Source organism: Novosphingobium meiothermophilum (genome assembly GCF_003171715.1).
Lineage (GTDB): Bacteria > Pseudomonadota > Alphaproteobacteria > Sphingomonadales > Sphingomonadaceae > Novosphingobium > Novosphingobium meiothermophilum.
The window spans coordinates 170,738-187,084 of the sequence record NZ_QGHL01000020.1 but is presented as its reverse complement, the minus strand read 5'-3'; the positions used below and the strand labels follow the sequence as shown (position 1 = coordinate 187,084).

The 16,347-nt window shown below is 63.4% G+C and carries 17 protein-coding genes; 9 read left to right on the top strand and 8 right to left on the bottom strand.

Annotation, left to right across the window (positions count from 1 at the left end; all coding sequences use genetic code 11):
• Positions 1–32: 32 nt before the first annotated feature.
• Positions 33–1,928, bottom strand: a complete 1,896-nt coding sequence (locus DKM43_RS15675) for an acyltransferase family protein (protein ID WP_109799428.1) — start codon at positions 1,926–1,928, stop codon at positions 33–35.
• Positions 1,929–2,032: 104 nt separating this feature from the next.
• Positions 2,033–2,770: a RadC family protein gene (gene radC / locus DKM43_RS15670; protein ID WP_109799427.1), complete on the bottom strand. Its 738-nt coding sequence runs from the start codon at positions 2,768–2,770 to the stop codon at positions 2,033–2,035.
• An 85-nt stretch (positions 2,771–2,855) separates the two neighbouring features.
• Here radC and DKM43_RS15665 point away from each other — a divergent pair, with 85 nt between their 5' ends.
• The 8 genes from DKM43_RS15665 (at position 2,856) to DKM43_RS15630 (ending at position 9,553) form a co-directional block, all read left to right on the top strand.
• Positions 2,856–6,095, top strand: coding sequence for a YdbH domain-containing protein (locus tag DKM43_RS15665; RefSeq protein WP_161554107.1), 3,240 nt, complete (start codon positions 2,856–2,858; stop codon positions 6,093–6,095).
• Positions 6,092–6,364 carry a YnbE family lipoprotein gene (locus DKM43_RS15660; RefSeq protein WP_236632627.1) on the top strand — a complete coding sequence of 91 codons (273 nt, stop codon included), beginning with the start codon at positions 6,092–6,094 and terminating at the stop codon, positions 6,362–6,364. The genes DKM43_RS15665 and DKM43_RS15660 overlap by 4 nt, the downstream gene beginning before the upstream one ends.
• Positions 6,365–6,393: 29 nt before the next feature.
• Positions 6,394–6,792 carry a YdbL family protein gene (locus tag DKM43_RS15655; protein ID WP_109799557.1) on the top strand — a complete coding sequence of 133 codons (399 nt, stop codon included), beginning with the start codon at positions 6,394–6,396 and terminating at the stop codon, positions 6,790–6,792.
• Positions 6,793–7,018: 226 nt separating this feature from the next.
• A complete protein-coding gene (locus tag DKM43_RS15650; protein ID WP_109799425.1) occupies positions 7,019–7,339 on the top strand; it encodes an AtpZ/AtpI family protein in 321 nt (106 codons plus the stop codon).
• A 39-nt stretch (positions 7,340–7,378) separates the two neighbouring features.
• Positions 7,379–8,161 carry a F0F1 ATP synthase subunit A gene (locus DKM43_RS15645; protein WP_109799424.1) on the top strand — a complete coding sequence of 261 codons (783 nt, stop codon included), beginning with the start codon at positions 7,379–7,381 and terminating at the stop codon, positions 8,159–8,161.
• Between the two features lie 49 nt (positions 8,162–8,210).
• Entirely contained in the window at positions 8,211–8,438 is a 228-nt protein-coding gene (locus DKM43_RS15640; RefSeq protein WP_011444975.1) for a F0F1 ATP synthase subunit C, read from the top strand.
• A 76-nt stretch (positions 8,439–8,514) separates the two neighbouring features.
• Complete coding sequence (locus DKM43_RS15635; RefSeq protein ID WP_109799423.1) at positions 8,515–9,009, top strand: F0F1 ATP synthase subunit B family protein; 495 nt, start codon at positions 8,515–8,517, stop codon at positions 9,007–9,009.
• Positions 9,002–9,553 (top strand): F0F1 ATP synthase subunit B family protein, encoded by a 552-nt coding sequence (locus DKM43_RS15630; RefSeq protein ID WP_109799422.1) that lies wholly within the window; start codon positions 9,002–9,004, stop codon positions 9,551–9,553. Before DKM43_RS15635 ends, DKM43_RS15630 begins: the two co-directional genes overlap by 8 nt.
• A gap of 101 nt (positions 9,554–9,654) precedes the next feature.
• On the opposite strand, the gene DKM43_RS15625 is transcribed toward DKM43_RS15630, so the two are convergent.
• The 6 genes from DKM43_RS15625 to aroA form a co-directional block, all read right to left on the bottom strand.
• The gene (locus DKM43_RS15625; protein ID WP_201739892.1) at positions 9,655–10,683 is read right to left on the bottom strand and encodes a LacI family DNA-binding transcriptional regulator; all 1,029 of its coding nucleotides are present in this window, start codon (positions 10,681–10,683) and stop codon (positions 9,655–9,657) included.
• A 40-nt stretch (positions 10,684–10,723) separates the two neighbouring features.
• Positions 10,724–11,488, bottom strand: coding sequence for a hydroxyacylglutathione hydrolase (gloB, locus tag DKM43_RS15620; protein ID WP_109799421.1), 765 nt, complete (start codon positions 11,486–11,488; stop codon positions 10,724–10,726).
• A 103-nt stretch (positions 11,489–11,591) separates the two neighbouring features.
• The gene (rpsA, locus tag DKM43_RS15615) at positions 11,592–13,298 is read right to left on the bottom strand and encodes a 30S ribosomal protein S1 (protein ID WP_109799420.1); all 1,707 of its coding nucleotides are present in this window, start codon (positions 13,296–13,298) and stop codon (positions 11,592–11,594) included.
• A 279-nt stretch (positions 13,299–13,577) separates the two neighbouring features.
• Positions 13,578–14,207 carry a (d)CMP kinase gene (locus tag DKM43_RS15610; RefSeq protein WP_109799419.1) on the bottom strand — a complete coding sequence of 210 codons (630 nt, stop codon included), beginning with the start codon at positions 14,205–14,207 and terminating at the stop codon, positions 13,578–13,580.
• Positions 14,204–14,446: a CBU_0592 family membrane protein gene (locus DKM43_RS15605; protein WP_236632626.1), complete on the bottom strand. Its 243-nt coding sequence runs from the start codon at positions 14,444–14,446 to the stop codon at positions 14,204–14,206. Before DKM43_RS15605 ends, DKM43_RS15610 begins: the two co-directional genes overlap by 4 nt.
• An 11-nt stretch (positions 14,447–14,457) precedes the next feature.
• Positions 14,458–15,780 (bottom strand): 3-phosphoshikimate 1-carboxyvinyltransferase, encoded by a 1,323-nt coding sequence (aroA, locus tag DKM43_RS15600; RefSeq protein WP_109799417.1) that lies wholly within the window; start codon positions 15,778–15,780, stop codon positions 14,458–14,460.
• Between the two features lie 194 nt (positions 15,781–15,974).
• Between aroA and DKM43_RS15595 the strand changes: the two genes are divergently transcribed.
• Positions 15,975–16,292, top strand: coding sequence for an FYDLN acid domain-containing protein (locus DKM43_RS15595; RefSeq protein WP_109799416.1), 318 nt, complete (start codon positions 15,975–15,977; stop codon positions 16,290–16,292).
• Positions 16,293–16,347 lie beyond the last annotated feature (55 nt).

Sequence of the window (16,347 nt, the reverse complement as noted above, 5' to 3'; positions counted from 1 at the left end):
GACAGGGGCCTTCGCGGCGGCGTGCAGGATGTTCAGCGGGCGAGGAACTCATCGCCCAGACGTCTGGCGACTAGACCAGCTCCATATTCCGAAAGATGTGTCCAGTCGTGATAGATGACCTTGCCATCCCGCATCACCGCACACCCGGCGGCATCGCAAAGGTCCAGTGTCGGATCAAAGTAGAACGTCTGCGGCAGCCGCATCGCCAATGAGGCCAGCAGGGGATTGATGTGGCGGCCTTCTGCCCTTTCAGCCGGATAGGACACGGGGCAGCGGATATCGAGATAAGCAAGGCACCTTGCGTATCCGTCAGACAGTGCCGGGCCGCCCGTGGCAGCGGTTGGAACATTGCCTACAAGAATTAGCCGGGTGGTGGAGGGCAGCGATGCGCGCAATTGTTCTATGCCCTGCTGCATTGCGGGCCAGGCTGCGCCGGATGCCTGCCCCAGAAGATGCAGCGATGCCTTGTCATAAAGTTCCCGGTCCCAGCGCTGCGCCCAGATCACCACGGGGATTTGCCGCTCTCGCACCAGCATTGCCAGTTCCTGCGGCAAGTCTGCGCAGATTTCGGCTCTTTCGGATACCTCGTTGCGGCTGGTGATTTGCGGCAGTGATAGGCAGCCCGGCACGGTCAGCAGTGCCCCCTTGCCAAAGCGCGCCTGAAGGGAAGGGAAGTATTGCCGGGCATGGCTGTCCCCGTAAACGATGAAGGCCAGCGGCGCGCCATTTTCCGGAAGGATGATGCCCTGCTCCTCGCCCGGCGGGGGGTGCGCACCAAGCGCCTTTGCGGCAACGATGCTGCGCGGCTGAAGCCAGCGCAGATGCCCGGCAATGCCCGCGGCGAGCGCCAGCGCCAGCGAAAGCCCGCAGAAGACCGCCAGCGCCCGCGGAGCGCGCAGGATTTCACGCTGGCGCACAGGCCGCTCAAGCAGATGCAGCGAGGCAAAGCCCAAGGCTGTTGCCAGCCCGATGGCACTGGCCGAGAGCCAGAGCGGGGGCACATCGAGCCAGACATAGTCCAGCGTGGCCAGCAGGGGGTTGTGCCAGAGGTATATCCCGTAAGAGGCCGCCCCGATGCTTGTGAGCACGGGCAGGCCGAGAATGCGTCCTGCGAGATTGCTGGCGCTGGCATGGCGAAGCACAAGGGCGGTGCCGCCGACCGGCAGCAGCAGCCGCCAGTCGGGCGCCTGCATTCCGGATGAGATCATCATGCCTGCAACAACCAGCACAAGGCCTCCCAGCGCCAGTGTGCTGCGGGTGGATGCGGGCTGGCCGCCGCTGCTATCGGGAAGCACGGCGCATAATGCCCCGGCCAGCAACTCCCACGCGCGGGCAGGCAGCAGGAAGAAGGCAACCGAGGACTGCTCTGATGGCATTGCCAGAGCTGTGGTCAGCGAGGCGAGCGCCAGCAAGGCAAAGGCCGTTGTCACCATCGTTTGCCTGCGTTCCGGCCGCGCAATCCTGAGGAGCATGAGCACTAGCAGCGGGAACAGGATGTAGAACTGTTCCTCTACCGAAAGGCTCCACAAGTGCAGCAGGGGAGCAAAGCCTTCGTCGTCGTCGAAGTAGCCGGTCTTGCGGGCAAACAGCAGGTTGGCGGCAAACAGCGCGCTTGCGCCCAGTGACTGGGCGAACTGGCGAAAATCCGGAGGGGTCATAACAAGCCATGCGAGGGCAAGGCTGGCAAGCAGCACCGGGAACAGTGCGGGCAGGATGCGCCGCGCGCGTCTTTCGTAGAAGTCGCGGAGCAAGAAGCGGTGTTCCAGAGCATCGGCAAGGATGGCGCGTGTGACCAGATAGCCGCTGATGACGAAGAACACGTCGACGCCGACGAAACCGCCGCCAAAACCGGCAATTCCTGCATGGAACAGCACGACCGGCACGACCGCAACCGCGCGCAGACCTTCGATTTCCGCTCTGTGCTGCAAGGGTTTCCTGTGTCCGGCTGCTTCCGCCGCACCTTTGGCGCAAGGTCAGCAAGCGCGCAACCATTTGGGGTGCCCGCGCTGGCGGTCATCTGATTTCACCCGTCTCAGATCAGGCCTTGGGCTTTCAGCGACGTGTGGCCTTCCCGTCCGATCACGATGTGGTCATGAACGGTCATGCCCAGGAGGTGCGCCGCTTCCATGATCTTCTGGGTAATCTGGATGTCTGCCCGGCTTGGCTGGGGAGATCCTGAAGGATGGTTGTGAACAAGGATCATGGCCGCCGCGCCAACGTCCAGCCCCTTCTTCACCACCTCGCGCGTGTAGATCGGACTTTCGTCAAGCGTGCCCTCGCTGACCAGATGATCGAGGATCAGCATGTTCTGCGTGTTGAGATAGAGCACGCGGACGCGCTCCACGTTAAGGTGCGCCATGTCGATGTGCAGATAATCAAGCAGGGCCTGCCAGTTGGAAAGGATCGGCTGTTCGCGTACACTGGTGCGGGCAAGCCGCCGCGCGGCAAGCGCCACGATGCGCAGGGCGGCTGCGCTGCTTTCGCCCATTCCCGGATGCAGCGCCAGCGTTTGCGGATCGGCGGTCAGCACGCCTGCCAGACTGCCAAAGCGCTGGATCAGCGATCGCGCGATGGGCTTGGTGTCGATACGCGGCCGCGCAACAATGAGCAGGTATTCGATCAGCTCATGATCTGCCAGCGCGTCCTCGCCGCCGGTCATCAGGCGCTTGCGCAGCCGCGCCCGGTGGCCGCTTGCATCGCTGGCGTCGAAGGACGATCTTCTGCCTGCGGCCGCTTCCTGTTCAGGAAAGAGTCGGGTCTGGTCAGCCATGGTTTCCCGGCGGGCACCGAATTGGCGCTTTTGCGTTCCACGCCGTGCATTGCCCAAGCGGCGGGAGTGCGCAAGAAGGGGGCGAATGGCAGATCGTTTCGAAATGGCGGAAGCAGACCCGTCGGACGCGCCTGCGCGCGTCGGGCGCTGGCGTCGCGCCGGAGGCACGGCGCTCGCCATTGCGGTTGTCGGTGCATCTGGCCTCTGGCTTTCGCGTGAGCGGATTGCCGATCAGATCATTCTGGACCAGCTTGAAAGACACGGCGTTGTTGCACGCTACGAAGTGGAAAACATCGGTCCGCGCTTTCAGGTGCTGCGCAACGTAGTCGTCGGCGATCCCGCACGGCCGGACCTCGTGGTCGAACGAGTCGAAGTGCGGATCGACTACGTGTTCGGCACTCCAAGGATCGGTGCGGTCAAGCTGGTCCGGCCGCGGCTTTACGGCACCCTCCTTGACGGCAAGCCGAGCTTCGGCGCTCTCGATCCGCTGCTCTTTCCCAAGCAGGTTTCGCAGGAACCCTTCACGCTTCCCGATCTGGCGGTCTCGGTCATCGATGGTCGCGCGCTCATGCTCACCGGGTTCGGCAAGGCGGGGATTGCGGTGGATGGCGAGGGCAACCTGCAAAGCGGTTTCGCCGGCACGATTGCGGCCAGTGCGCCCAAGCTTTCAATGGGGCGGTGCCGTGCGGCGGACGTCACGCTGTTCGGCAGGATTGCGGTCGATGACGCAAGGCCCCGGCTGGAAGGCCCCTTGCGCATGGCATCGCTGCAATGCGACGGCGCTGATGACAAGGCGGGCAGCGCCAGTGGCAAGGGGATGACGGCCAACTTGAAAGTGCAGGCCGACAAGGATCTGGCCGGGTTGACGGGCACGGTTTCCTTGCGCGGGCGTGAGCTTGCCTTGCCGGGGGCTTCGGCGGCATCGCTCGCACTTGATGCGCGGCTGGCCTTGCGCGATGGCGCGCTCAGCGGGCGGGTCGAGGCGAATGCAGGAAGCTTTGTCACCGATGCGGCGCAATTCGGGCTGGTCGGTCTTGAAGGAGCGCTCCGGTATGAACCGGGCGAGTCTCGCGCTGAGTTTCGCGGTGCCATCAAGGGTGAGGGCGCGCGTGTAGGTAGCGGTTTTGCCGGTGCGCTCGCTCGTAGCGCGGACGCATCGCGCGGCACCATGCTTGGTCCGCTCCTCGACCAGTTCCGCAAGGCACTGGCTGCGCAGGAACGCGGCAGCCGACTGGTGGGCGAAGTCGGCTTGCGCCGAAACGGTGAGGCTTTGTCCATCGTTGTTCCTCAGGCGCGGCTCACCGGCGGCAGCGGGCAGGATCTGTTCTCGCTTTCCCGGTTCCAGCTTGTCACGGCCAGTCCTGCTGGCCCGCCGCTGCTGGCGGGCAACTTCGCGACCGCAGGGGCTGGCCTGCCGCGGATCGTCGGGCGCCTTGAGCAAGGGCGCGCCGGTCAGGCTCTGTTCCGGCTGACAATGGCGCCGTGGCGCGAAGGCGCCAATTCTCTGGCCATTCCGGAACTTATGGTTGCGCAGGTGACTGATGGCTCGATCGGCTTTTCGGGTCTGGCAAAGGTGTCAGGCGCGATTCCCGGTGGCACCGTGCAGAATCTTGAAGTGCCTTTGGCGGGCAGCCTGGATGCAAAGGGGCAACTTGCGCTGTGGAAGCGCTGCATCCAGCCTCGGTTCGAGCGGATTGCGCTGGGCACAGCGGTTTTCGATCGAGCGGCAATCAACCTTTGTCCTTCCGAAGGCTATGCGATCGTGAAAAGCGGGCGCGATGGTCTGCGTATTGCTGCGCGCGCGGAGGGGCTGGCTTTGACCGGGCGCGTCGGAGAAAGCCCGCTTGCGCTTTCAACCGGCGCGATCAGTCTCGGATATCCCGGCACACTCCGTGCCGCTGCGGTTGACGTTCGTCTTGGCACCGACGCAGCGGCTTCGCGTATTCGTGTGACGAAGATTGATTTGCGGGCGGAGAAGGATCCTGCCGGAACATTCGATGGGCTGGAGGCTCGGTTGGCCGATGTGCCGCTCGACCTTGCGGGCGCATCCGGCCAGTGGCGCTATGCAGATGGCAGGCTCAGCATTTCACAAGCCGGTTTCGACCTGACCGACAGGCTCGATCCGGCGCGCTTCGAGCCTCTGCGCAGCGATGGTGCCATGCTGACGCTGGAAGGCAGCCGCATTTCGGCGAAAGCAGCGCTGCGCGAAGCCAAGACGTTGCGCGGCGTGGGCGAGGTTTCCATCGGACACGATCTTGCGACAGGTGCCGGTCATGCCGATCTGACCGTGCCAGACCTGAAGTTCGACAAGGGCTTTCAGCCTGCCCAACTGACCCGGCTTGCCCTGGGGGTGGTTGCCAATGTCGAAGGCCGGATCACGGGATCGGGGCGCATTGACTGGAACGCACGCGGCGTTGCCAGCACAGGCAGCTTCGGCACCGAGAATCTCGATCTTGCGGCGGCGTTCGGTCCGGCCAAGGGCATCAAGGGGCGGATCGAGTTTATCGATCTGCTTGGCATGGTGAGCAAGCCCCACCAGAGGATCACGGTTGCTTCCATCAATCCCGGCATCGAAGTGACGGAGGGGCAGATCGACCTCACGCTCATGCCGGAGCAGGTCTTGCGCCTGCACGATGCCCGCTGGCCGTTCCTGGGCGGCACATTGGTGCTCGAGCCGACCGATCTGCGGCTCGGCGTGGCCGAGGCCCGTCGCTATACCCTGACTGTCACCGCTATCGATGCGGCCAAGTTCATCGAGAAGATGGAACTCGGCAACCTTGCCGCGACCGGCACCTTCGATGGGCAGTTCCCGCTCGTATTCGATGCGAACGGCGGACGTATCGAGGAAGGCACGCTCGTATCGCGCAGCGGCGGTGGTAATGTCTCCTACATTGGCGCACTGACCTACGAGAACATGGGCGCGATGGCCAACTTCGCCTTCGATTCACTCAAGTCTCTCGATTACCGGACCATGGCCATCGCCATGCGCGGCGATCTGGAAGGCGAGATCGTTACAAACGTGAAGTTCGATGGTGTCCGGCAAGGGGCCGGGACGAAGCGGAACTTCATCACGAAACAGGTAGCCAACCTTCCGATCCAGTTCAACGTCAACATTCGCGCACCATTCTACCAGCTCATAACCTCGTTCAAGGCGCTCTATGATCCTGCGTTTGTGAAGGATCCGCGCTTGCTTGGGCTGGTCGATGCGCAGGGAAGGCCCCTGCAGCGCCTTGGAGCAATCGGCCAGACGGGCGGCGCAACAAGAGTGGTGCTGCCTGTTTCACAACACGGCATTCAGCCGGCAGAAAGCGGAAACGTGCCATGAAACGCTTGGAATTGACCCGGTCCGCCAATCCTGCGAGCAGCATGGGCATGGCAAATGGCACTGGCGCAAGAACGAAAACGAAGCGAAAGCGGCGCATCCTGCTGGCGCTGCCGCTGTTGGGAGGGTTGGCGTTATCAGGCTGCATTTCGGTGAACGCACCGGACAAGCCGATCGTCATCGAACTCAACATCAACATCAAGCAGGAGGTCGTGTACCGGCTCGCACAGGATGCGAACGCCACGATTGAAACCCATCCGGACATCTTCTGATGTCCAAGGAAAACGCAAGGATCGAAGCCATGATCTTGGTTCCCATGCACAAGGCACTTCTGGCCGCGGCGGTTGCCGGTATGGCTCTTGGCCCGATGGCGGGTTCCGCGGCTGCGCAGGCCCGCGATCCGGCCTATGCTGCTGCCCGCAGCGCCGGGCAGGTGGGCGAGAAGATGGACGGCTATCTCGGTTATGTCGTGCCGCCCAGTCCGGCCCTGAGAGCGATCGTCGAAGACATCAACATCAAGCGCAAGGCGCTTTATGCGGAAAAGGCGCAGGCCAACAAGGCGACGGTTGAGGAGTATGCGCTGACCTCAGGCTGTCTGCTCATTGCCCAGACCAAGCCGGGCGAGAAGTATCAGGCGCCGGACGGCTCGTGGCAGACACGCGGCGATGGACCGCCGCTGCGTGATTCGCGCTGCCCCTGAACTGAAATTGCGCATACGAATCGCCAGCCAGTTTCTCTCGCTTTTGCGCCCTTTCCCGCCTTTGCGGGGAAGGGCGTTCGCTTTTGCGATGATACCTTGGTTCAGACACAGTCCGTGACAGTTGACTCGGCGATACCCCCCGCCTAAGGGGACCGCGCCCTCGGCGGATACCCGTCGTTTGTGCTGAAACTTTTGGGTCGGACAACCGATCAGGGGGGTAAACGGCATGAATGATGATCCGCACGGGATCGAGCCTATCGGTGAGGACGCGCGTATCGACGCGCTCGACAAGCGGCTGAAAGCCCTTCGCGAGCGGGAAGAAGAGCGCGGCCGACCAAAGGCGGGCGGGGAAACCGATGCGAATTATCGCATGGGCAACCGCGTGCTGGCGGAGTTGATCGGAGGTCTTGTAGGCGGCGCGTTCATCGGCTGGGTCATTGACCAGTTTGCCGGAACAAGCCCCTGGGGGTTGCTGGTGATGCTGTTCATGGGGGTCGTGGTGGCTTTCCGCAACATCATCCGGATTTCGAGCCGGCGCCCCGATTAGGGCGCTGTTGTTGTATTCGAGTGAGACGGGGTTTAGCGCGTGGCCGAAGGCAAGGTCGATCCGGTTCACCAGTTCACGATCCAGACCCTTTTTGGGACCGAGAACTGGGCTATCGGCGGTTACAACATCGCGTTCACCAATTCGGCGTTGTGGATGGCGATCACCACTGCCGTCCTCGTGGTTTTCGTTGCGGGCGGCGCCAAGCGCCAGCTTGTGCCGGGCCGCTGGCAGATGGCGGTGGAAGGGCTGACCGGCTTCGTTGATAATCTGCTTCAGGCCAATATTGGCAAGGCGGGCCGCAAGTATCTGCCCTATGTCTTCTCGCTCTTCGCCTTCATCCTTTTTGCCAACATGCTCGGCCTTCTGCCGCTGGCACTTGTTGGTGTTCATCCGTTTACGGCAACCAGCCATTTCACCGTCACGGGCGTTCTGGCGGTCATGAGTTTCGCCATCGTGCTTGGCGTCGGCTTTGCCAAGCATGGCCTGCACTTCTTTTCTCTGTTCGTGCCGCACGGCACGCCCGTGCCGATGATCCCGATCATCTTTCCGATCGAGCTGATCTCGTTTCTGGTGCGTCCGTTCAGCCTCGGTCTGCGTCTGTTCGTGGCGATGATGGCCGGGCACGTGCTCCTTGAAGTGCTCTCAGGCTTCGTGATCTCCGGCACCAATGCCGGGGTCGGGACATTCTTCCTCGCTGCCCTTCCCAGCTTCGTGCTGATGATTGGCATCTGCGCGCTGGAACTTCTGGTGGCAGGCATTCAGGCCTATGTCTTCGCCCTGCTCACCTGCGTCTATCTGAACGACGCCGAGAATCTTCACTGATAACCGCAACACTTTATCCATTCGGATTTGATCAAAGGAGTTTTTTGACATGGACGCAGAAAGCGCAAAGCTGCTCGGTGCTGGTCTCGCCGCTGTTGGCGCCGGTCTCGCCTCGCTCGGCGTGGGCAACGTGTTTGCCAAGTTCCTTGAAGGCGCGCTGCGCAACCCCGGCGCTGCCGACGGTCAGCAGGGCCGCCTTTTCATCGGCTTCGCCGCTGCCGAACTTCTGGGCCTGCTCTCGTTCGTCGTCGCGATGATCCTGATCTTCGTTGCCTGATCCGGCAACGAACGTCACAGATTGTTGAAATGCTGGCCGGGGTTTACCCCGGCCGCCTGACGCCCGGACAACCGCGATGCCTCAGATTGAACAGCTTGCCACCACCTATTCCAGCCAGATCTTCTGGTTGCTGGTGTTCTTCGGCATTGTCTTTTTCGTGATCGGCCGGGGCATGCTGCCCAAGGTCGTTGCCACGATGGACGGCCGCGACAAGCAGATCGCCGACGACCTTGCCGCTGCCGAAGCCGCACGGGCCGCCGCCGATGCCGAGGAAGAGGCATGGCGCGCGCAGGCAAACAGGCAGCGCGCCGAAGCGCAAGGCCTGATCGCTGCCGCCAAGGCTGACGCGGCCAAGGCCACGGACGCCAAGCTTGCCGCCGCTTCGGCTCGGATTGACGAAACCGTGACGGCCGCTGAAGCCCGCATCTCCGCTGCTCGCGCTGCCGCGCTGGCCGAAGTGGAAGGTGTTGCCGCCGAAGCCGCGCAGGATATCGCGAGCCGCCTCGCCGGCCTGTCGATCCCTGCCGAGGAAGCACAGGCCGCCGTTAAGGGAGTTCTTGCGCATGGCTGACCACGCCGAAACAACCGCGGTGGTGGAACACGGCGCCGCCGCAGAGCATCACGTCGAACCTTCCGCGCTTGGCCTGGGGCCGGGTGCGTGGGTCGCACTCGCCATGCTGATTTTCCTTGGCATCCTTGTTTACAAGAAGGTGCCGGGCCTGATTGTGGGCGGACTGGACAAGCAGATCGACGCAATCCGCAAGCAGCTTGACGAAGCCAAGGCGCTCCGCGCCGAAGCGGAAAAGCTGCGTGCCGAATACGCCGCCAAGATCGCCAATGCCGAAAAGGATGCGGCTGCCATGGTTGAGCACGCGAAGAGCGAAGCTGCTGCCATTGTCGCCAAGGCTGAGGCGGACACTGCAGCCGTGATTGCGCGCCGTGAAAAGATGGCTGCCGACAAGATCGCTGCTGCCGAACGCGCTGCCGTGGATGATCTGCGCGTCAAGGCAGCCGAAGCGGCTGCCTCTGCCGCGCGCGACCTCATCGCCAGGAACCATTCTGCCGGAGCGGACAAGGCCTTGGTTGATACGGCCATCGCTGGTCTGGTGAACTGAGCCGCTGGCGTCAGGATCACCGCTCAAAATCATGAAAGCCCCTTCCGGCTCAAGGCCAGGAGGGGCTTCTTGATTCAGCTGGAGATTGGCAGTCAAGCTTCTCAGGGACGGGTAGATCCCCGGATAACCAGTCTGACGGGCACGCGCCGTCCTGACCCCTCGGTGCCGTTGATCTTCGCCAGAAGCTGCTCCACCAACAGTGCTCCTGCCATCTGGAAGTCAGGCTCGATTGAGGTGAGGGGCGGGGTGGACCAAGCGCCGGCCCGGATGCCGTCGAACCCGATGATTCCCACTTTATCCGGAATGGCGAAGCCGCGCGCGGTAAGCTCCTTCAGCGCACCGAGCGCCATTTCATCGCATACTGCAAAGATCGCGTCGAACGGCTCCCCGTTTTGGGCCAGAGCGATTGCAGCGCGGCGTCCCTGCTCTTCACGGGCGAGGCCGCTTTCGACCTGTTGCAGGCGCGGCTCCAGACCGGCAGAGCGCATGGCTTCGGCATAGCCTTCGTAGCGTTCCTGAAACTGGCGCTGGGGCGACGTAGCGGAGCCGATGCAAACGATCTGTCGGTAGCCGCGCACAAGCAGATGCCGCGTGGCGAGTGTTGCCCCCGAAAGGTTGTCGCTGCGGACCCATGGCAGGTCGTTGTCAGGCGCGCCCCAGCAGGTCCAGTTTGTGCCATCGGGCATGTTCCGGAAATAGTCCCATGCGGCGGTGTTCGTGGTTGTGCCGATCACGATCATTCCGTCGGCCTTGCGCCGTTCCTGGAAGTGCCCCCAGAAGTTCTCCGGTGCATCCTGAAAGGAAACCAGAGTCTCGTATCCGCGCGCGGAGGCCGCCGCGCAGACACTGCCGAGCAATGAGAAATAGAAGGGGTTGATGTCCTTGCGATCCTGCCCCTCACGGCAGATCATGACCACGGCCAAGGTGCCCGTGCGACCGCGTCGCAGGCGCGCCGCGTTCTCGTCAACCTGATAGTTCAGCCGCCGCGCTGCCTCGATCACTCGCAGACGTGTCGGTTCGCTGATCGAGGTATCGCCCGCAAGGGCGCGGCTGACGGTCGATTGGCTTACGCCCGCGGCCTCGGCCACGTCGAAAGACGTTACGCGGATGATCTTCCTGTCGCCGGCCATGCGTTTCCCCCAGTCAACTGCCGCTTTAGCAGGATCGGCGCTAGCGGAAAGTGTCCTTCGCAGCGCGCAGGGCGGCGAATGTCTCGACAGGAGATTCGCCGCCCCAGCGTGCTGCCATGTCTGGCGCATCGGCACGCAGAAAGGGGTTCGCGGCCAGTTCTGCGGCGAGCGTTGTGGGCACTGTCCACTCACCCCGCTCGCGCCTTGCCGCTACATTCTGCGCATAGGCACGAAGTGCGTCATTGTCCGGATCGGCGAAGATGGCGAAGCGCGCGTTCGAGAGCGTATATTCGTGCGCGCTGTAAAGCGTCGTTTCAGGGGGCAGGGCCTTCAGGCGCAGGAGGCTCGCCCAGAACTGCAGCGCGGTGCCCTCGAACATGCGCCCGCAGCCCAGCGGAAACAGGGAATCGCCAACGAAGGCCCCGTTCGCCTCAGGCAGATGATAGGCAATGTGCCCCAGCGTGTGCCCGCCCACATCGATGACGTTGGCGCTGATTGAACCCAGTGCAATCACATCGCCATGGGCTACCTGCCGGTCAATTCCGGCTATCCGCGCTGCATCTCCTGCTGGCGCGACCACCATGCACCCCGTTGCCGCCTTGATGGCTTCGTTGCCGCCCGCATGATCCGGGTGCCAGTGCGTGTTCCAGATCTGCGTGATCCGCCAGCCTTTCGCATCGGCTTCGCGCAGGCAGGCCCCGGCATCGGGCGTATCGATGCAGGCAGTTTCGCCACTGGCGGCATCATGCACCAGGAAACCGTAGTTGTCGGCGAGGCAGGGGAACTGGTGGATCTCTGTCGTCATGGGCGCAGCTTAGCGCCGCGCGGGCGTCAAACAAAGCAAAAGCCCGCCCGGATCGCTCCGGACGGGCCTTGCTTCAAGCCTCCCTTGCGGAGAGGCTCGATGCTCAGTTGCGGGCCTTCAGCGCCGCACCGAGGATGTCGCCCAGCGAGGCGCCGGCATCCGAGGAGCCATACTGTTCCACGGCTTCCTTCTCTTCGGCGAGCTGGCGTGCCTTGATCGAGAAGTTCGGTTTCTTCGAACGGTCGAACCCGGTGACCATGGCATCAACCTTCTGGCCGACCTGGAAACGGTCAGGACGCTGCTCGTCGCGGTCACGGCCGAGATCCGAGCGCTTGATGAAGCCGGTCGCGCCGTCTTCGCCAGCCTGCACTTCGAGGCCGCCATCGCGCACTTCGAGGACGGTGACGGTGACAACTTCGCCGCGGCGCAGAGAGCCCGCGCCGGCAGCCGAGGCGCCGCCAGCAGCCGGAGCGCCCTTTTCGAGCTGCTTCATGCCAAGGCTGATGCGTTCCTTCTCGACGTCCACATCAAGAACCACGGCCGAAACCTGCTCGCCCTTGCGGTGCAGGGCCAGTGCGTCCTCGCCCGAAATGCCCCATGCGATATCCGACATGTGGACCATGCCGTCCACGTCGCCGTCCAGACCGATGAATAGGCCGAACTCGGTGGCATTCTTGACTTCGCCTTCCACGACCGACCCGACCGGGTGCTTCTCGGCGAAGGCTTCCCACGGGTTCTGCTGGGCCTGCTTGAGACCAAGGCTGATGCGGCGCTTGTCGCTGTCGACTTCCAGAACCATGACGTCGACTTCCTGGCTCGTCGAAACGATCTTGCCGGGGTGGACGTTCTTCTTGGTCCAGGACATTTCCGAAACGTGGACAAGGCCTTCGATGCCGGCTTCCAGTTCCACGAACGCGCCATATTCGGTGATGTTGGTGACAACGCCCGAAAGCTTTGCACCCACCGGATACTTGGCGGCCACGCCATCCCACGGATCGCTTTCAAGCTGCTTCATGCCAAGGCTGATGCGCTGCGTGTCCTGATTGATGCGGATGATCTGCACCTTGACGGTATCGCCGATGGCAATGACTTCCGACGGGTGGTTGACGCGCTTGTAGCTCATGTCCGTCACGTGGAGCAGGCCGTCGATGCCGCCCAGGTCCACGAACGCGCCGTAATCGGTGATGTTCTTGACCACACCGTCGATGATCTGGCCTTCCTTGAGGTTCTGGATCAGGCCCGAACGCTGTTCTGCGCGGGTTTCTTCGAGCACCGCACGGCGCGAAACGACGATGTTGCCGCGGCGGCGGTCCATCTTGAGGATCTGGAAGGGCTGGGGCATGTCCATCAGCGGGGTGACATCGCGCACCGGGCGGATGTCGACCTGCGAGCCGGGGAGGAACGCCACGGCGCCGTCGAGGTCAACGGTGAAGCCACCCTTCACGCGGCCGAAGATCACGCCTTCGACGCGCTTGCCTTCGCCGAATTCGTTTTCGAGCTTGTCCCATGCGGCTTCGCGGCGGGCGCGGTCGCGCGAGAGCATGGCCTCGCCGTCGGCGTTCTCGACGCGGTCGACATAGACTTCGACTTCATCGCCGACCTTGAGGCCGTGCGGCTGGCCGGGAGCGGCAAATTCGCGCAGGGCAACGCGGCCCTCGCTCTTCAGGCCTACGTCGATGACGGCCTTGTCGTTTTCGATGGCGGTGATGGTGCCCTTGACGACGCGGCCTTCAAAGCCGCCGTTGGCGGCGCCGCCAAGCGATTCGTCAAGCAGCGCGGCGAAATCGTCGCGCGTCGGATTGGTAGCCATTGTTCAAGCTTCCTGTTTGCAAGTATTCCGGCCAGGCGGTTGTTTCCGCCGGTCTTTCCTCCACGCTCCGCCCCATGCGGTGCGCGGGCCAAAAAGGGCCGAACCGCCCCCGGAGCCGAATGCTGGCGGGGGCATCCGCTCAGACACGAGCCATCACGGACGGGCGGCGCTTAGGCGCACAGGGCCGGAAAAGCAAGGAAAATGCGGGCTGCTTGGCTTTAGCGGAGGGCACTGGTCGGTTCGTTATCGTGCGTGCTGCGCAGTCAACCGCGCACCCGATTACCCCCGCGCGGCCACCTGCTTCTCCACCAGCGCAATTGCTGTCGCCACCGCCATTTCCCTGGTCAGGTTCGACGTATCCAGCAGCGCGGCGCCTTCGGCCTGACGTAGCGGAGCCTCGGGGCGGTTGCGGTCGCGTTCGTCGCGGGCTGCGAGGTCTGCTTCGATTTCGGCGCGTTCGACGTCCTTGCCCAGCCCTTTCATCTCCATCCAGCGGCGCAGGGCGCGTGCCGATACGCTGGCGGTGACGAAAAGCTTGGCGTCGGCGTGCGGAGCGATGACGGTGGCGATATCGCGGCCGTCGAGGACAGCGCCGCCTGGCTGGTTGGCGAAAGCCTGCTGGCGGGCAAGAAGTGCGGCACGGACCGCAGGGTGCACCGAAACGCGGCTGGCGTAGCCCCCTGTTTCCTCGGTCCGCAGTTCGGGATCATCAAGCAGGCTTTCAGGAAAGGTACAAGCGGCAAGCGCGTCGGCCGGATCATCCGGGTTGCCGCCGTTCAGGAAAACTTGCCGCCCGACTGCGCGGTAGAGCAGCCCGGTATCGAGGTGCGGCAGCCCGAAATGTGCGGCAAGCGCCTTGGCAATGGTGCCCTTGCCCGATGCGGTCGGGCCATCGACGGCAATGATCACTTGTGCAATCTCCGGCTGCGGAATGCCTTGACCAGCCCCCAGATGGCAATGGCCGCCCAGAAGAACTCCAGCACGAACGAGGCGGGATTCATGTTGACCAACAGCGAGATCGTGAGCAGCGCCGCGCCCAGCAGGTTGACACCGTGCTGCACGAAGGGATTGGGCTGTGCGACCTTGGTCACGTAGCCATAGGCAAGAACGATGCAGGCCGTGCCGCAAAAGCCGATGACGTTGGCCATTGTCGGGTCCATCAGGCTGCCGCGCTTTCCAGCAGGCTTTCGAATATCGGGAAGCTGGTGGCGATGGGGCGCGTATCGTCCACGCTCACCCCGCTGCGGCTTACAAGCCCGGCAATCGCCATGCTCATGGCGATCCGGTGATCAAGGTGCGTGACGACGCTTGCGCCGTCGGCCGTGCCGGGCAGAAGCTCGCCGCCGGTGCCGTCGATGATGAGGCCGTCCTCGGTTTCAGTAACGGTTGCACCGGCAAGTTCCAGGGCGGCGCGCATGGCGCTGATCCGGTCACTTTCCTTCACACGCAGCTCTTCAAGGCCGGTGGTTACGGTGCGGCCCTGTGCGAGCGCGGCGGCGACGAAAAGGATAGGGAACTCGTCGACCATGCTGGGCACGACAGCGGGATCGACCTCGATTCCTGTCAGCACCGAATGGCGCACGCGCAGATCGGCCACCGGTTCGCCGCCGACATCGCGCCGGTCCGTTTCCTCGATGTTCCCGCCCATCAGACGCAGCACATCGAACAGCGCGGCGCGCGTGGGGTTGAGGCCCACGTTCTCGATGACGAGGTCCGATCCTTCGACAAGCAGTGCGGCAACGACGAAGAACGCAGCAGATGAAGGATCGCCCGGCACCACGATGTCTTGCGGGGTGAGTTCGGCTTCCCCGCGCACCCTGATGATGCGGGTGCCGTCATCTGCCAGATCGACGGTCAGTTCGGCGCCGAACCCGCGCAGCATCCGTTCGGAATGATCGCGCGTGGGGATCGGTTCGATCACCGTGGTGATCCCCGGCGTGTTCAGCCCCGCCAGCAGCACCGCGCTCTTCACCTGCGCCGATGCCACGGGCAGCCGGTATTCGATCGGGACTGCGGGGGAAATCCCGCGAAGGGTAAGGGGAAGCCGCCCGCCGGGGCTGGCGGTGAACTGTGCGCCCATCATCGACAGAGGATCGATCACCCTGCCCATCGGGCGCTTCGATAGCGAGGCATCGCCGACGAACGTGGCGGTAATCGGATGGCTGGCAACAAGGCCCATGAGCAGCCGCGTGGACGTGCCCGAATTGCCCATGTCGAGCGCCTGTTGCGGCTGGAGCAGACCACCTGCGCCAACGCCATGAACGTGCCACATGCCCTTGGCATCGCGTTCGATCGTGGCACCCATTGCCCGCATCGCGGCGGCAGTGGAAAGCACGTCTTCGCCTTCCAGCAGGCCCGTAACCCGCGTTTCGCCCACAGCCAGCGCACCGAGCATGATCGAGCGGTGGCTGATCGATTTGTCGCCGGGCACGCGGATGCGGCCCTTCAGCGAGCCGTTGGCAGTGAAGCGGCGCGGACGCATCTGGTTGGTATCGTGAGAGGACACGTCGGGTCTTTCCAAACGGGGAGGGCCAATAAAGCGCGCGGCTTTTGACAGCAGCGCGCCGCTATGGCAAGGCGCGCGCTCTCTTGATTCCGCGGTTGTGCGGACCCATCAAGCGTGCAGTTTCTCCGCCGGGCGCTTTTGCCGCGCCGGGCCAGTCTTGAGGAAGTTTCATGGTCAAGCCGGAATGGGGCGCCAAGCACGGTTGTCCGAAGTGTGGCACCCGCTTCTACGATCTGGGCAATACCGACCCGATCACCTGCGTCGAGTGCAAGTACACCTGGACCGCCGAGCCAGTGCTCAAGTCCAAGCAGCCGATCCCCTATGAGGAGATCCAGAAGGAGAAGGCCGACGCCGTGCCCGACGTCGATCTGGCCGATGAGGATCTCGACATTGACGAGGACGGCGATTCGCCCGACAACGATGTCGATCTTGGCGGCGACGACGATCTGGGTGTGCCCGGACACGACGGCGACGACGACGAGGTCTGAGTTCTTCGGCTGCGGGAGAAGGCCGCGCTTGTCTTCCCCGTAGCAAAAAAATGGC

Bases quoted from the DNA above. Each gene is read 5' to 3' on its own strand.
- rpsA (WP_109799420.1), bottom strand. From the start codon at position 13,298: ATGGCTACCAATCCGACGCGCGACGATTTCGCCGCGCTGCTTGACGAA.
- DKM43_RS15605 (WP_236632626.1), bottom strand. From the start codon at position 14,446: ATGGCCAACGTCATCGGCTTTTGCGGCACGGCCTGCATCGTTCTTGCC.
- gloB (WP_109799421.1), bottom strand. From the start codon at position 11,488: ATGACGACAGAGATCCACCAGTTCCCCTGCCTCGCCGACAACTACGGT.
- aroA (WP_109799417.1), bottom strand. From the start codon at position 15,780: ATGCGTCCGCGCCGCTTCACTGCCAACGGCTCGCTGAAGGGCCGCATC.
- DKM43_RS15635 (WP_109799423.1), top strand. From the start codon at position 8,515: ATGCCTCAGATTGAACAGCTTGCCACCACCTATTCCAGCCAGATCTTC.
- DKM43_RS15640 (WP_011444975.1), top strand. From the start codon at position 8,211: ATGGACGCAGAAAGCGCAAAGCTGCTCGGTGCTGGTCTCGCCGCTGTT.
- radC (WP_109799427.1), bottom strand. From the start codon at position 2,770: ATGGCTGACCAGACCCGACTCTTTCCTGAACAGGAAGCGGCCGCAGGC.
- DKM43_RS15595 (WP_109799416.1), top strand. From the start codon at position 15,975: ATGGTCAAGCCGGAATGGGGCGCCAAGCACGGTTGTCCGAAGTGTGGC.
- DKM43_RS15665 (WP_161554107.1), top strand. From the start codon at position 2,856: ATGGCAGATCGTTTCGAAATGGCGGAAGCAGACCCGTCGGACGCGCCT.
- DKM43_RS15630 (WP_109799422.1), top strand. From the start codon at position 9,002: ATGGCTGACCACGCCGAAACAACCGCGGTGGTGGAACACGGCGCCGCC.
- DKM43_RS15625 (WP_201739892.1), bottom strand. From the start codon at position 10,683: ATGGCCGGCGACAGGAAGATCATCCGCGTAACGTCTTTCGACGTGGCC.
- DKM43_RS15650 (WP_109799425.1), top strand. From the start codon at position 7,019: ATGAATGATGATCCGCACGGGATCGAGCCTATCGGTGAGGACGCGCGT.
- DKM43_RS15660 (WP_236632627.1), top strand. From the start codon at position 6,092: ATGAAACGCTTGGAATTGACCCGGTCCGCCAATCCTGCGAGCAGCATG.
- DKM43_RS15655 (WP_109799557.1), top strand. From the start codon at position 6,394: ATGATCTTGGTTCCCATGCACAAGGCACTTCTGGCCGCGGCGGTTGCC.